Here is a 15,973-nt window from a genome sequence, read left to right on the forward strand (position 1 = left end):
TTTATTCACCTCCGTAGTAATACATTGCTTTTGGAGCTTCTTTAGTTGTTAAGTTTTCTAAGATAGACATGAAATCATCTTTATCTGATCCTTTACCAAATTGTGCGCCAAATAATGTATTAGCAAATCCTGTTGAGTCAGATTGGTATTCTACATACACTGCATTTTTTAAATTTTTATCTTTACGTAATGCTTCTAGTGCATCTTCTGGATAACCAATCGCATCAACTAGTCCATTTTCTTTGGCTTGTTTCCCATCATAAATACGACCATCCGCAATTTTTTTCACTTTATCTTCAGACATTTTACGGCCTTCGCTTACTACTTTAACAAAACGTCCATAAGCACTATCTATATAAGACTGGAAAACTTCTTTATCCTTTTCAGAAACCGGACGTTGACCTGATCCCATATCTTTCAAAGCACCACTCTTATAGGTAGCATCTTCAATTCCTAATTTTTCCATTAAACCAGAATAGTTAGTACCTGACATGATAACCCCAATTGAGCCTGTCGTTGTTTCTTCCGTCGCAAAAATCTTATCTGCTCCAGCTGAAATGTAGTATCCACCACTTGCTGCTAGGTTTTTCATACTAACGTAAATTGGAATGTCACGTTCTTTTTTTAAATTACTCAACTCTTTAGTAATTTCAGCACTTTCGTAAACACCACCACCAGGTGAATTCACTTCAAGTAAAACACCTTGAACAGTAACATCTTCCTTAATTGCTTTAACTTGTTCTAAAAAGTTTTGGTGATTATATGTTTCTTGAGACCAAAAACTTGTTGGATTGCTATCAATAATAGCTCCTTCAACAGATAGACGTGCTATTTTTTTATTGCTATTACCATCTTCAATAATTTTAGGGGTTAACTCATCTGTCCCATATAACAAACTATTTAAGCTATCACTACCTATTTTTTCATCTGTCTCAGGCATCATCATGCTTGTTACAATTGAAAATAAAAATAAACCAACGGCAATCGCAACTGCCAACCATCTTCTTTGATTCATCTAACTCCTCCTTAAAATAAACTGTACAATAGGTATTATATCAATAATAGTGAACATTAACAGATATTTTTATACAAAAGCAGGATTGTTCTTAACAAAAAAGAAAAAGGTTTAAAGAACTTACTTGAAAAAATTCCTTAAACACTTTTATCTTCCTTATAAAATTTGAAAATTCCAATCATTTACACTAAATATGAAAAATAAAACGAATTACTTCTCTCATAAGTAGTCCACAAATAATACCCACAATTAGTAGTATCCAGTTCTTTCTATTTTTCATTTCTCTCACCTCATTTATTGTATTATACACTCTGTTACTTGTTATAATGGCTAACAAGGGTACCTTTTAGTCCAAATTAATAATCAAGGCAAAGGAGTTTGTAAATGAAAAAAGATTTTACTGTATATCATCTAGTTACAAATAAAAAAATGAAAGTTGGTCAAAAATTTGTATTTGATAACAACGAAAAAAATACTCTTTATCAATTCTTTTTTGAGAAAGAACAAAGAAATTCCAATCAGCAAAACTTTACCCAGATCATAACTAACAACTATATTAATAACCAAATTCAACTAAATGAAGAAGACAGTAAAGTAAGTATGCAGTATTTAGAACAGACAATTAGAGCTGTTAGAGAAACAATTGTTGAAATGGTAAGACTTGAACACTATCCTCAGTATCCTTCTAGGCTATCATGTTTATACACTACAAGAACTTATGCTGATGCTCTAGAATGGAAAAAGATTTTTGATTCCTTCAATAGAAAAGTCTTACAAATTGTTAAATTAAAAGTACAAGGAACTTATTTTGAAGGTGATGGAAATCTATTACCTAGTACCGATAGTCTTCCTTTTGATAAAAAAATAGAACAAGCTAAAATTTATTGGAATGGAAACAAAGAGAACAATCTACCTGAACTCTTAGTTAATGGAAACATTGAAGTAATTGATATTATCGAAGACTACACTATAAGTTAAGTGTTAATAGAAAAATAAGAGATTAGCATAAAGTCTAATCTCTTATTTTCTCTTCATTTCTTCTAATCTCCATAAACAAATTTCCCTAATCAACTCAAAAAGAAGTTCTTTTTCAGCAGGAAATTGAATAGCACCTTTACTTGTTTTATAAGGAATCAATTTGACTTCAAAATGATTTATCGCACTTGGTGTTGGATAAAACCCTATATGATTTTTGGCGTTTGAAAAATGAATAATATTTTCATTTTGATAAAAAGTAGGTATTCCATATTTTATTTTTTCTTCTGCTTCTGGTAAAACGTCTTTAATAACTTGCTTCAATTGAGTTAATATCTCTTGTCTTTCCGCTGGGCACTCAGCAATATACGCATCTATGACAGATTCAACCATTTTTACTCACCCTTTTTATTTTTATTATACGCCATTTTACCAACCACCTGAAGCGCCACCGCCTCCTGAAGAACCTCCGCCAAATGAACCACCACCAAAACCTCCTCCGCTACTACTTCCTCCTCCTCCGCCTGAACGATAAGAGGAACTAGAATAACGAGTTGTTAATATTCGGCCATCAATATCGTAAAGTGTTTCATTAATCAAGATTTGCTTGCCCATTCTTCTCGTTTTTGCTCCTTTAGGGGCTAATATCAGAACGCGCCCTGCTTTTATTGCTCTAACTAGTTGGAAGTAAAAGAATAAAACAAGAGGACAACCTTTATAGAGATAAAATAAATCAACATCATATTGTTCTTTAGATATTTTAGCAATACAAAACTCTTTTTCCTCAAGAAAGTTATCTTTTCGAATTAATTCTTTTAATTTTCTATTTAACTTATAAGTACTAATCAGACAACAAAAACTTCCTACTATTATTCCAATAAGAAAAACTAAAGTAAGAACTATTCCTAGCCAAAAGTCTGTTCTTGTATTTTTTAGATAATACTCATATTCTCTTATTTCAGAATCAATTTCTGGTGTATTAGATAACACTTCTTCTGATATTAAATCAACTATTCTTGAGACACCTTTTGAATAACTCTCCTCTTGAAAAGCTTTTTTAACTTTCTCATCATGTAAGATACTAAAACTCTCTGAATCCGTCAGTTTTTCTTCTAATCCATAGCCAACGTGAATACGTGTAGCTCGATTATTAATAGCCATCAAATAGAGAACCCCATTATTTTTACTCTTTTGACCAATACCTAAAGTTTCAAAAACAGCTTGAGAAAAAGTCTCCACAGTTTCTCCAGAAGGTAATTCTTGAACTGTTACAACAACCAACTGTTCTTCATCTTGCGTTTCAGCCATCTGTTTATTAAAATCATAAATCTTTCTTCTTGCAGTATCCGTTAAGACTTTCGCATTATCTGAGACAAAAACATTATTTTGATTAATCGCTAACTCAGTACCACTAACTGAAACAGTTTGATTATTTTCCGTAATATCCCATTCATTCAGCAAATCTTTCTTAGCATTATCAAAGGTTCCTTCTGGATTTTTTGTCTTATTCTTTTCAAAAGATTCTTCAATTGACTCTTTCTCTTTTTTTAACTCATTAATTTTCTGTGTGTTTAATGATCTCAACCAAATATCATTTTTCACATCCACTAAACCAGAAAAACTGATAAAAAAGCTAAGTAAAATTAAGCCAAGTGACAGACAAATAAAAAAATACGAATAAAAATATCTTCTCCTACCAAAATGCCAAACTTTTTCAAAAATAGAATCATCTATTCTTAAATTACCCTTTTGTATTTCTTTTTTCATATTCTCCACCTACAACGTTTTATTAAATCATATCACATAAATATGTTTAAAAAGACGTCTACTACACAACTTACTATAAAAAAAATAGAAACCATCCAACTAACCCTGCTAAAAGTGTTAATAATAATGGATTGATTTGAAAACGTAAGCTTAAATAAATAGTCCCTATCATAACAACAAGAGCAGTGACATCTAAGTTTGCACTACCTATATCTGATAGTCTATCAACACCTAGTGTGGTTGATAGCATTAATATCAGTGCTACTGAAAAAATAAGTCCCACTGAAACAATTTTGATACTAGTTAAAATACCATTTAAATAAAGATTTTCTCTGATTCTATTTTCATAAGTTGAAAACAAATTAACAAAAACAACTGAAGGGATACAAACTGCTAAAGTTGTTACAAATGCCCCTAAAAATCCAGCATATAGTTGTCCGACATAGGTAGCTGAATTAATAGCAATCGGACCAGGTATGAGAACATCTAGCGCATTTAAATCAGCATATTGTTCAACTGTCATGCCAAAAGAAGTCATCTCTTCAAAAATGAGTGACAACATCGCATAACCTCCACCAAATCCAAGAAAGCCGATTTTTAGAAAAGAAAAAAATAATCGAAATAACACTTTTAAACACGTCCTTTCTTGTATTGGACAAACAAGACACCACAAAATGCACCAGCTATAATTAATTTAGGAGCACTTAACAAATTAAATACAGTCAATAAAAAAGCAATAAACGAAAATAATAATAACCTTTTTTCCTTCAAATTAAACCTAGCTATTGTATACGCTGCTAGAAAAAGAAAAGAGGCTGACGTTGCTCTTATAGCAGTTAATGCACTTAAGACAGCTCCTTCTTTAGGTAAAAAATCATACAAAATAGTTGCTATCGACATCAAGACATAAGCAGGAAGAATAGCTCCTAAACCAGCAAAAAACATGCCTGACTTACCATTAATTCTTTTACCAACAAAACAAGCATTGGTCAAAGCAATTACTCCTGGAAATACTTGTGATAAAGTCGTAAATTCATGAAGCTCCTCTTGATTAATTAACTTTCGTTTCGTACATAATTCTCGCTCAACTAATGGCAGCATTGCCATCCCGCCTGAAAAGGTAAATGCTCCTGCCATTAAATAAACCTTGAATAAAACTAAATTTTTCTTCATTTCATCCCTCCAATAAAAATAGTAGCATCTTCTTGATATAGATAAAAATACCAATATGATAATATAGGTATAACTAAAAAGTTATGGAGGAAATAATATGACCATTAGACAACTTCAAATTTTTCTAGAAGTTTGCAACCACTTGTCTATCACCAAAACAGCTCAATCTCTTTATCTCTCTCAACCAGCTGTTTCAAAAGCCATTAAAGAGCTAGAACAAGAAATTGGACTCCAATTATTTGACCGTATCAATGGTAAAATTTTTCTAAATGAAGAAGGAAGGCTTTTCCGAATTAAAGCCCAACAATTATTAAAAGATTTTGATTCGTTAACTCATTTTTCTTCTGTTTATGAAGATATAACACCGATTCGAATTGGTGTTAGTCTTACCATTGGTTTAAAAACTTTACCTATTGCTATTGAAATCTTTAAAAAAAAGTACCCTGAAACACCGTTAAAAATTTACGCTGAAAATATTGAGCAAATTCAGGAACGTCTACTAAACGGAGATATTGATGTGGCTTTTACAGAAGGATTTGAGTCTAATCAATTATTTGATTTAGAATTTCTTTCGACCTATCCAATTATTTGTGTCTGCGGAACTAATAGCCCTTGGGCGCAAAAAAAGAAATATAAAAAAGAAGAGTTCATTCAATTTCCTTTTTTACTTCGAGAAAAAGGGAGCTCCTTGCGGGATGTATTTGATCGTTCAACAAAGAAAGAAAATATTGAAATCGTTCCATTACTAGAAAGCGTTAATACAGAAGTCTTAATAACAAATGCTATTTATCACATGGGAGTTACTATCCTGCCAATGCCGCTAGCAAAAAAAGAAATTCGAAATCATACTCTCGTAGAAATAAAACTAGAAAACATCACCATGCAGTCAACTAACTACATTGTGACTCTACAAGGTAAAAGAAAAAATGTAAAATTAGATGAGCTCATCACTATTTTTAAAGAAGTAGAAAGTGATTTTAAAGATAACGAAAAAACCTAGTTAGGCATTTTTAGCTCAACTAGGTTTTTATCTATTTTATTTTTTATAAACAACTACTTCTATCTCTACGTCTGCCCCTAAAGGCAACTCATACACAGCGACACATGTTCTTGCTGGATATGGTTCACTAAACATCGTTTCATAAACGCCATTCATTCCTTGAAAGTTCTTCATGCTTGTTAGATAGACATTAGCTTTTACCACGTCATCAAATGTCACACCAGCATCTTTCATGACACGTTCTAAATTAATGAAACACTGTTTAGTCTGCTCTTCGATACTTCCTGTTACCTCTTCATAATCAAGCGCATTTTTAGCAACCTGACCTGAGAAAAAGAGATGGCTTCCTGCATCAATCGCATGAGAATAAGGTCCAGAAACAGAGACTTCTTTACCTGTATAACTTTTTCGACTCATTCAATAACTTCCTTTCATCGTTAATAGCCAGTATAGCATATCTGTTTTACTTACTATCACATCTATAAATCAATTAATCTAATTTGAATCATATTTTCATGCCCTGATAAATCTTCAATTAATTCATGCACATTAAAATTTTTAGGGATTTCAATGGTGTAAACATTGGTATAAATTCGGCGACTATCCTGTATTTCAACTGACACATTAATATCATTTACTTCAACTTTCTTTTGTTTAAAATATTCTGAAATAAACTCTTTGGTCTCCACTCTATGAACATATTTAACTTCTAAGTTTTTGATTGAGGGGACTGTGATCACTTTTGTTAATAGAGATAGTGTCCCTTGAATAATAACAAAACCAATTAAGGCTAGTTGATAATATCCCATACCAACCGCAAGTCCTAAACAAGCAACTGTCCAAAGAGAGGCGGCTGTTGTTAATCCTGCTACTGCTCGTTTTGTGACAATAATCGTTCCTGCCCCTAGAAAACCAATACCACTAACAACTTGAGCAATTAACCTCGTTTGATCAACTCGTAAAACAGTAGCTAATTCTTGATTTTCAGCAATTTTGGTAATTGTTTGCAGATAAATCTCTGTTTGAAGTAAAGCTATCACCGTAGCACCTACACACACTAAAATATGTGTTCTGATTCCTGCTGGTCTACTTTTAAACTCCCTATCAAAACCGATGGCTCCTGACATAAACACTGCCAATAACAAGCGTTGAATAATCTCCCAAAAAGTCATCCCATCACCCTTTTCTTATACTTTCCTTCTCTTTTATTGTACCTATTTTAATAAATCAAATCAAATAGGATAACCAGTGTTTTATGTTTATTTCTAAACCTTCAACTGTTACTATTAACATATAGTTAAAAACAAAAGGAGATGCTTCCATTGAAAAAATTTATTAAGTTTTTCGTGGCTTTTTCAATCTTTTTAATTTCTGCTTGGAAATTAAAATCTGAACTTGCCTCTATTAACTTTAAGGATGTTTATAATGTCATTCAAAACAGATCTTTCACATCTATTGCTGTTTTAGTCGGCGTTAGTCTACTGGGTATTTGGATACTTAGTCTGTATGATCTCGTTCTTGTGAAATCTCAAAAACTAAAAGTCCCTCTACTAAAAACAATTAAAATGAGTTGGATTATAAACTCCCTTAATACACTCATTGGTTTTGGTGGTATTATTGGTTCCACCATTCGATATAATTATTTTCAAAATTATACAACAAACGAGAAAGAAAAAACGGAGCTCAAAAAAAGCATCTCACTCTTACTTCTTTCCATGATAACAGGGATTGGTGTACTCTCTATTTTGGTTGTTAGTAATGTCTTTTCAGCTTCTTACTTACTAGAGCAAAAACCTGTTCTAAAAATTGGACTCTTTGTTTTGGCAGCTTTGTTGCCGATTTTCTTAATCGTAACAATCGCCAAGCCACCAGTTGCCTCAGATAGATTTCTAAGTTTAAAATACACTTGCGTATCAGTTCTTGATTATCTATTTGTCGGAATTGTCATGTTCTTAGCTCTTCGATTTGTTGAGGTTCATGTTAGTTTCTGGCAAATGGAGAGTGTCTTTATTATCGCAACCATCGCTGGATTAATCAGTATGGTTCCAGGTGGCTTGGGGGCTTTCGATGTCGTTTTCCTATTAGGGATGACTCATCAATTTGATATTAAGGAAGGGCCTGTTTTATTGGCACTTGTCTTTTACCGTTTAGCATATTATATTTTACCTTTCTTCTTTGGTCTTGTTTTATCCGTTAGTGAACTTCAGCTACTTGTTAAAGAGAAATTTAATACCGAAAATAACTTTATTATTTTTACCAAAGAATTTGGCACAATCGTTGTTGATATCACTAAAAAAAGAGTACAGACTCTGATGAGATGGTTTATTCTAGTCATTTTTGCTGTGGGAAGTCTTTACTTCTTACAAGATGCCATCTTTGGTCTCTTTTACATTGCGACAGAAGAAAGCAACCGTTTCTTACTGTTCTTCAGTGTTCTTTATACGGTAATCAGCGTCTACATGTTGCCTAATTATATGGGTGTTTATTATGGCTCAAAAGAAGCCTATAAAAATCTCTTTCTCATGTTAGGTATTATCTTACTTTGCCAAATAGTTCTCTTTAGTACTATCCTGTTTGTTGAAAGCTTTGTCTTTACTTTTATTTTCGGCGTCGTTCTTTACTTATCTCGAAATACCTTCAACAACCATTTAACGATTCGATATCGAAGAGAAAAATTTATTTGGCTCTTTACGTTAATGTTTCTATTTTTTATTTTAGACTCAACGTATTACACTGCTGAATACTTCAAATTAAATCTCTTTAGAGAGTTGATTATTTATCCATTGATTTTCTCTGCTATCTGGTTTATCTATCTTTATGTCAATCGCTATAGATTACGCCACAAATATACTTTTTCTTGCCTTGTTGAAGAAGAGAATATGAGCGATAATCCAGATGATTTTAAAGAAATCATCGAAGCCTTTGAAGGAAATAATCTAGCCAATCTGGGATTTTTACCATCTAATCAAGTTCTTGTTGATAAAGAACTTTCGACAGCAGCTATTTTTAAAGAAAATTCCTATTACATCTTAATGCTTGGTGATCCTGTTGGAAACAAAGAAAACTTTTTCCCTTTCATTAAAAAGATACATGACTATGCGACTAGTATTGGAAAAGAACTTATTTTTTATCAAACTACGACAGAAAACATTCATATTTATACCGAATTTAACTACACCCTATTTAACTTAGGTGAAGAAGGTGAGTTAGATGTTACCACCTTTAAAACAAGTGGTAACAAGGGTAAAGTCTTTCGACAACTGCTTAATAAGCAAGAACAAGAAGAACTCTCTTTTCAAATTGAACCGTCTACTCCTGAGCTTTTAAAAGAAATCAAACCTGTTTCTGATGAATGGTTAGGTATTAGAAAAGAGATGACTTTCTCTTTAGGAAATTTTGATGAAGACTATCTTTTGAAACAAGATATTGCCACACTTCGAGATAAAAATAATCGAGTGATTGCTTTTGCTTCTATGATGCCTGCTTATGTCGACGGTAAAATTTCCGTGGATTTAATTCGTTGGAAAGAACATCCTTCTATTCAAATGATGGATCTTCTTTATTTAGATTTAATCCTTTGGGCAAAAGAAAATGGATATACCATTTTTAATTTAGGGATGGCTCCACTTTCAAGTACCTTTGAAAAATCAAATGGGCTTTTAGGAACAGTGACAACTAGTATTTACCATAACTCTTCTAGCCTTTATTCTTTTAAAGGATTAAGAAATTATAAAAATAAATACAAACCTAATTGGCAACCAAGATATCTTGTTTACCCAAGAAGGTTACTAGTTTCTCAAGCTTTGCTTCAAAGTTACCGCACAATACATCCTAAATAATAAAAAGCGTCATTTGACCTGTTACTAGGTCCAATGACGCTTTTTCAATGATCTTTAAAACAAAAATTAATGGGTTGATTATTCTTTAATTCTAAGTGTCATAGCGTTAATTGCTACAATCACTGTACTTAATGACATAAATATAGCACCTACTGCCGGGCTCAATACAATACCTATGCCAGCTAAAACTCCTGCTGCTAAAGGAATGGCTAAAATGTTATAGCCTGCTCCCCACCAGAGATTTTGTACCATTTTTCTTTGAGTGTTTTTAGAAAGAGATAGAAAATGGAGAATATCAAAAGGATTACTTTTAACTAAAATGACATCAGCTGAATCAATTGCCACATCTGTCCCTGCTCCGATTGCAACACCAATATCAGCTCTTACTAAACCAGGAGCATCATTAACGCCATCTCCTACCATCATCACAACAAGGCCTTTTTCTTTATATTCTTTCACTATTTTTTCTTTATCTTCAGGCATCAGTTCAGCATGGACTGCTTCAATACCTAATTGTTTAGCAACCACACCGGCTACTTGTCTGTTATCTCCTGTTAGCATAACAGGTTTAATTCCTTGGGCTAACAATCGATCAATCATTGATTTAGCTTCTTCTTTAATTTGATCACCTTGAGCCACTAGTCCTATGCTTTTATTATCAACTAATAAAAAGCTAACTGAATTTCCTTGACTAGATAATTGATTGAATAAGTCGTTATCAAAAGAAATATGTTGTTGTTTCATATAAGAAACACTCACAATTTTGACATCTTTTCCATCCACAGTTCCTTCCATTCCAATACCTGGTAAATTGGTAATATCTGTTGCTTGAGGAATGGATAAATTAAGTTCTTCCATTTTTTTCAGAACGCCTACAGATAAAGGATGACTTGAATTTTGTTCAAGAGATGCCATTAATCCTAGTACTTGTTCTTTCGTATAAGTTGAGTCAAATGACAGATAATCATTCACAGCAAAGTTTCCTTCTGTTAATGTTCCTGTTTTATCCATCATGATAACATCAACTTTTTTAGCTGTTTCTAAAGCCTGACGATTCTTAATTAGCAAACCATTTTTTGCTCCCAGTGAAGTTGATTTAGCTGTTACTAGGGGGATCGCTAAACCAAGAGCATGAGGACACGCAATAATTAGAACAGTCACCATTCGCTCAAGAGCAATATTAATGTCTTTGGTTAAGACGTACCATATAATAAATGCTCCAATCCCAACAACTAAAGCAACATAAAATAACATTTTTGCTACTTTATCTGACATTGACTCAACACGAGATTTTTCCTTTTGAGCATTCCCTACTAATTCCATTACTTGAGATAAATACCCTGATTCACCAGTTCCTGTTACTTCAACTGTAATAGCACCTGAACCATTGACCGAACCACCTATTACTTTATCATGTAAACCTTTGACAACATCTTTTGATTCACCTGTCACCATAGATTCGTTAATAGATGTTTTTCCTTCTATGATTATCCCGTCTGTTGGAACCTTTTCACCTGCTTTAACTAATACCTTTTGTCCAACTTGAACTTCTTTTAGCGAAACCTCTTCTGTACTGCCATCCTCTTTAATAACTGTCGCTAAATTAGGTAATAATTCTGCCATTTTTTGTAAAGCATTCCCAGCATTACTGATAGCATTCATCTCAATCCAGTGACCTAAGAGCATAATTAAAATTAAAGTAGCAAGTTCCCAAAAGAAATCCATAATATGAACCGGACTATTTAATAAATTATTAGCAATAAAAGCATACACACTATAGACATAAGCAACCGAGATACCTAAAGAAATTAACGTCATCATTGCTGGGCTCTTCATGTCAAGTTCCATTTTTGCTCCCTTTAAAAAAGGCATACCACCGTAAAAGAATAAGGCAGTCGCTAGAACTAAAACAACCCAATCCGAACCAGGAAAACTAAATTGAAATGGTAGCTGTTTTCCCATCATCGTTGACAGTAAGATAATTGGAATTGATAGAATCAAAGAGACAAAAAACTTCACTTTTAAGTTTCCCATATGCATCGAATGATCCATCCCACCAGAATGATCATGATGTTCATGACCTGCATGTTCTTTTTGATTTTCATGGTTGTCATGATGATGCATATGTCCTTCAGCCATCATGTCATGATTATGATGGTCATGTTCATGGTGTTTATTTTCAGACATATAAACTCCTCCTCTTTGTTGTCTACGTTTGTAAACTGTTTATAATCTTATTGTAGCACCTCACATTTGTTTGTCAAAGATTTCATCTCACTCTTATTTTAATTTAGATTTTATCTCACTTAATTCCTGACTGAGCTGCTCATTTTGTTTTTTTAATTCATCGAAATCAGTTTTGCTAATAGAATGACTATTCTCATGTGTTCCGTGCATTCCTTTCATCATAAAAATCATCATTAATGGGCAAATTAATAATAATAGCAACCAACCTGACATCATATTATCTCCTCCTTCACTAAAATGGGATTTATTGCTTATTTCCAAATTAACAATAAGTTATGTCATTTTTATGTAGAAAATAATTTAATGACCTATCCATATTATCTACATAATCTTTTCTTAAACTATAAATAAGACAAACACTTAATAGGAGAATAAAAATGAATAAAAAAAATCAAAACTATCTACTCATACTCTTCACTCTAGGAATTATTTTAATTTCAGGCATTTATCTATATAGAAGAACCTCATTTTTTTCAATGGGAAACAATCATTCTATGAGACAAAGTATGCATGGTGATAATCAACCAAAGTTACAAAAAACTAGCCTTGCTAACGAAGACCCATTGCGTATTCCTCCCCTTTTAGAGCCAACTCATGAAACCAAAGAATCGGTTACTTATGATGTCAGGACACAAATGGGTGAAACGCAAATTAAAAAAGGAGAAAAGACAAAAACATTAGGTTACAACGGTCATTTATTAGGACCTGTCATCAAAATAAAAAAGGGACAAGACGTTACTATTAAGACTGAAAACACACTTAATAAGAATACATCTTTTCACTGGCATGGCCTTAAAACCGACGATAATGCTGATGGAAGCCCTCATCAATTAGTTGCGCCCAATTCATCAGAAACGATTTCTTTTAAAGCAGATCAGGAAGCTTCTACATTATGGTTTCATCCACATCCTGAAGGAGAAACTGCTTCACAAGTTTATCAAGGTTTAGCAGGTTTAATGTATGTCGAAGATGAGAATTCAGACAACCTTTCTTTACCTGATATTTATGGAAAAGATGATATTCCTCTTATCGTTCAAGACCGTTATTTTGATTCTAATAATCAAATTGACTACGAGAAATCATATCGATCAGATGGCACTCAAGGAGACACATTGATGATTAACGGAACGATCAATCCGTATCTTGATGTAACGACTAGATGGATGCGATATCGCTTAGTTAATGGTTCAAATGCAACTAACTTTACCTTTTCGCTAGATGGCCAAGTGCCCTTTTATCAAGTTGCTTCTGATGGAGGTTTTCTAAACAAAGCAACTGAAAAAGAAGAACTTATTCTTTCTCCAGGTGAACGAGCTGAAATTTTAGTTGATACAACAAAAAGTCTAGACGAAGATAAATTGAATCTTTTAGTCGATGATAAAATTGCTCTTAAAATGAATCTAAAGCCAGATAAAAAATCAAAATCGATTGATATCACTCAAAAGCTAAATCGCATTCCTGACATTAATAAAAATGATACCCAAAAGCTCCCTAGACAGACAATTGATTTAAAAGGAATGTCACACATGGTCAATATTAACGGTGAAATATTTGATATGAATAAAATTAATATGACCAAAAAATTAAATTCAAAAGAAGTTTGGGAGGTTAACAATATTTCAAATATGATGGGTGGTATGATCCATCCTTTCCATGTTCACGGAGTTCAGTTTAGAGTATTATCAAGAAACGGTGAAGAACCTCCACTAAACGAAAGCGGATGGAAAGATACTATTTTAGTTAACCCCGATGAACAAGTTGAGATTCTTGTATCATTCGATAAAAAGGGTATTTTCATGTATCATTGTCATATACTAGAACATGAAGAATACGGCATGATGGGGCAGCTTGAAGTTATTTAAGCACCCGGAAAGGAGCTCTTATGAAAATTTTAATTGTAGATGATGAAGCAAAAATTTTGGAAATTATTGATGCCTACCTTGTTGCGAGCCAGTACACTGTTGTTAAAGCAAGCAACGGACTTATAGCTCTTGAAAAATTTGACTCACATCATCCTGATCTAATTGTCTTAGATTTAATGTTACCAGACATCGATGGTTTAACTGTGGCTAAAAAAGTCCGTGAAACCTCCGACGTTCCGATTATTATGCTGACAGCAAAATCAGAAGAGGAAGATATTTTAAAAGGCCTTAAACTTGGTGCTGATGATTACATGGTCAAACCTTTTAGTCCTAAAGAACTCGTTGCCCGAATTGAAACAGTTTTAAGAAGAGTTCCTAATCTAAAAGAGATTAATAAACTATCTAGAAACAATGGCGAGTTACTCATTCAAATGGATAGTCGCCAAGTCTTTTTAAAGAATCAAGAAATCGCCTTAACCACTTCTGAATTTGATATTCTCCAAACATTAGCAGAGTCCCCTAATCGAGCCTTTTCAAGAAGTGATTTAATTGAAATCATAAAAGGCTTTGATTTTGATGGACTAGACCGAAGCATTGATTCTCATGTTAAAAATTTGCGACACAAAATAGAAACTAACCCTAAAGAACCGAATTACATTTTGACCGTTCACGGAACTGGCTACCGATTTGGGTATCCAAAATGAAAAAAAGATCAATCAAAACCCAGTTAATTCTATCCTTTTTAACTATTTCTATTTTGATAATAGGTGCTTTAAGTGTTCTAACTTTGTCCTTAATGAATAATCATTTCAATCAATTTGTGGAAGAAAAACAGGATGAATTAATGAATCAATACGTTGATTCTCTTGAACTTATCTATCAAAGTAATCAACATAAATGGAGTGAAACTGAATTAGAAGCATTAACACAAAAAACAATGGAAAATCATCTCTATTTCTCCATTGACTCGTCAGATAACAAAACGATTTGGCAATTACCAAAAACTGAACTTAAAAAAACAAAAGATACTTTAAAAAAGCATGCTGATAAAGTTTCAAAAACAAAAGGGGCTACCTTAAATGAAGAGGTTGTTGTAACCAAACCTTTAAAAGAAAAGAATACTTCATTTGGACAAGTTAACTTTTATTTCTATGGTCCATTTGCTTATACGGAACATGACGCTATGTTTATTTCCAGTATGAAGAAAAGTTTAATGACTGTTGCCTTAGTTGCTCTACTCGTTTCATTTATTTTTGCTTCATGGATATCACAAAAACTAAGCTTACCTTTGAAGCATGTTAGCCAGTTTACTCACCAACTAACAATTGGAAAATATACAGAGACATTACCTCAAGAAACTTCTATCAATGAAATTAATTTGCTGATTGATTCATTGAATGATTTAAGCTATCAATTAGAAAAACAAGCTAATCTGAGAAAACAGCTAACCTCTGACATCTCTCATGAACTAAGAACTCCTTTAGCAACTTTAAAAGGAAATATCGAAGCGTTGATGGATGGCATTTGGAAAGCCACTCCTGAAAGACTACAATCCTGTTATGATGAAGTGGATCGTTTAACGAGACTAGTTGGGAACCTTGAGTTGATTAATAAGATTGAAGAAAAAAAAGAAGCTTTAGTGATGTCTGAGTTTGATCTTTATGATTTAATTCAATCTATCATGATTAATTTTTCTAGTAAGATTGAAGAAAAAGACTTACGCGTCACTGCTGAAGGTGAGTCTTTAATGGTCACTGCTGACAAAGATAAAATGAACCAGGTTTTAACTAATCTACTCAGCAATGCTATTAAATTCACTCAAAAGAATGGGCAGATTGCATTTCTTTTAAAACAAGAAAAATATAAAACGATACTTCAAATAAAAGATAATGGAATGGGAATTGAGAAAGAACAACTACCTTTCATTTTTGATCGTTTTTATATGGTAGATACTTCTAGAAATAGAGAAATAGGTGGGCAAGGTATCGGACTTTCAATTGTTAAAGGTGTCATTGAAGCTCACCAAGGAAACATTACTGTTGAAAGTCAGTTAGGAATAGGAACTACTTTTACTATTACCCTCCCCACCTAAAAA

15 protein-coding genes are annotated in these 15,973 nt (G+C 32.8%); 6 read left to right on the plus strand and 9 right to left on the minus strand.

Annotated features, from left to right (window positions below):
* Position 1: 1 nt before the first annotated feature.
* The gene (sppA, locus tag H9L18_RS13770; RefSeq protein WP_126796397.1) at positions 2–1,015 is read right to left on the minus strand and encodes a signal peptide peptidase SppA; all 1,014 of its coding nucleotides are present in this window, start codon (positions 1,013–1,015) and stop codon (positions 2–4) included.
* A 384-nt stretch (positions 1,016–1,399) separates the two neighbouring features.
* Between sppA and H9L18_RS13775 the strand changes: the two genes are divergently transcribed.
* Positions 1,400–1,993, plus strand: a complete 594-nt coding sequence (locus H9L18_RS13775; protein WP_126796396.1) for a DUF2441 domain-containing protein — start codon at positions 1,400–1,402, stop codon at positions 1,991–1,993.
* A 42-nt stretch (positions 1,994–2,035) separates the two neighbouring features.
* Here H9L18_RS13775 and H9L18_RS13780 read toward each other — a convergent pair whose 3' ends face one another.
* The 4 genes from H9L18_RS13780 to H9L18_RS13795 form a co-directional block, all read right to left on the minus strand.
* Entirely contained in the window at positions 2,036–2,383 is a 348-nt protein-coding gene (locus tag H9L18_RS13780) for an iron chaperone (RefSeq protein WP_126796394.1), read from the minus strand.
* A gap of 36 nt (positions 2,384–2,419) precedes the next feature.
* Positions 2,420–3,757 carry a TPM domain-containing protein gene (locus H9L18_RS13785; protein WP_185847537.1) on the minus strand — a complete coding sequence of 446 codons (1,338 nt, stop codon included), beginning with the start codon at positions 3,755–3,757 and terminating at the stop codon, positions 2,420–2,422.
* 73 nt (positions 3,758–3,830) lie between these two features.
* Positions 3,831–4,385: a chromate transporter gene (locus H9L18_RS13790; protein WP_185847536.1), complete on the minus strand. Its 555-nt coding sequence runs from the start codon at positions 4,383–4,385 to the stop codon at positions 3,831–3,833.
* Between the two features lie 2 nt (positions 4,386–4,387).
* Complete coding sequence (locus tag H9L18_RS13795) at positions 4,388–4,930, minus strand: chromate transporter (protein ID WP_126796390.1); 543 nt, start codon at positions 4,928–4,930, stop codon at positions 4,388–4,390.
* A 97-nt stretch (positions 4,931–5,027) separates the two neighbouring features.
* Between H9L18_RS13795 and H9L18_RS13800 the strand changes: the two genes are divergently transcribed.
* Positions 5,028–5,930: a LysR family transcriptional regulator gene (locus H9L18_RS13800; protein WP_126796389.1), complete on the plus strand. Its 903-nt coding sequence runs from the start codon at positions 5,028–5,030 to the stop codon at positions 5,928–5,930.
* Between the two features lie 36 nt (positions 5,931–5,966).
* On the opposite strand, the gene H9L18_RS13805 is transcribed toward H9L18_RS13800, so the two are convergent.
* Together H9L18_RS13805 and H9L18_RS13810 are read right to left on the minus strand one after the other, a co-directional pair.
* Positions 5,967–6,347 carry a RidA family protein gene (locus tag H9L18_RS13805; protein WP_126796388.1) on the minus strand — a complete coding sequence of 127 codons (381 nt, stop codon included), beginning with the start codon at positions 6,345–6,347 and terminating at the stop codon, positions 5,967–5,969.
* A 62-nt stretch (positions 6,348–6,409) separates the two neighbouring features.
* Positions 6,410–7,102 carry an MgtC/SapB family protein gene (locus H9L18_RS13810; protein WP_126796387.1) on the minus strand — a complete coding sequence of 231 codons (693 nt, stop codon included), beginning with the start codon at positions 7,100–7,102 and terminating at the stop codon, positions 6,410–6,412.
* Between the two features lie 150 nt (positions 7,103–7,252).
* Between H9L18_RS13810 and H9L18_RS13815 the strand changes: the two genes are divergently transcribed.
* Positions 7,253–9,769, plus strand: a complete 2,517-nt coding sequence (locus H9L18_RS13815; RefSeq protein WP_185847535.1) for a phosphatidylglycerol lysyltransferase domain-containing protein — start codon at positions 7,253–7,255, stop codon at positions 9,767–9,769.
* A gap of 78 nt (positions 9,770–9,847) precedes the next feature.
* On the opposite strand, the gene H9L18_RS13820 is transcribed toward H9L18_RS13815, so the two are convergent.
* Complete coding sequence (locus H9L18_RS13820) at positions 9,848–11,956, minus strand: heavy metal translocating P-type ATPase (RefSeq protein ID WP_126796384.1); 2,109 nt, start codon at positions 11,954–11,956, stop codon at positions 9,848–9,850.
* A 93-nt stretch (positions 11,957–12,049) separates the two neighbouring features.
* Positions 12,050–12,232: a DUF2933 domain-containing protein gene (locus H9L18_RS13825; RefSeq protein WP_126796382.1), complete on the minus strand. Its 183-nt coding sequence runs from the start codon at positions 12,230–12,232 to the stop codon at positions 12,050–12,052.
* Positions 12,233–12,393: 161 nt separating this feature from the next.
* Between H9L18_RS13825 and H9L18_RS13830 the strand changes: the two genes are divergently transcribed.
* The 3 genes from H9L18_RS13830 to H9L18_RS13840 are packed head-to-tail and all read left to right on the plus strand — an operon-like array spanning position 12,394 to position 15,970.
* The gene (locus H9L18_RS13830; protein ID WP_126796380.1) at positions 12,394–13,878 is read left to right on the plus strand and encodes a multicopper oxidase family protein; all 1,485 of its coding nucleotides are present in this window, start codon (positions 12,394–12,396) and stop codon (positions 13,876–13,878) included.
* Between the two features lie 20 nt (positions 13,879–13,898).
* Entirely contained in the window at positions 13,899–14,582 is a 684-nt protein-coding gene (locus H9L18_RS13835) for a response regulator transcription factor (protein ID WP_126796378.1), read from the plus strand.
* Positions 14,579–15,970 (plus strand): sensor histidine kinase, encoded by a 1,392-nt coding sequence (locus H9L18_RS13840; protein ID WP_126796376.1) that lies wholly within the window; start codon positions 14,579–14,581, stop codon positions 15,968–15,970. The genes H9L18_RS13835 and H9L18_RS13840 overlap by 4 nt, the downstream gene beginning before the upstream one ends.
* Positions 15,971–15,973: the final 3 nt, after the last annotated feature.

This window comes from Vagococcus carniphilus (genome assembly GCF_014397115.1).
GTDB classification, from domain to species: Bacteria; Bacillota; Bacilli; order Lactobacillales; family Vagococcaceae; genus Vagococcus; species Vagococcus carniphilus.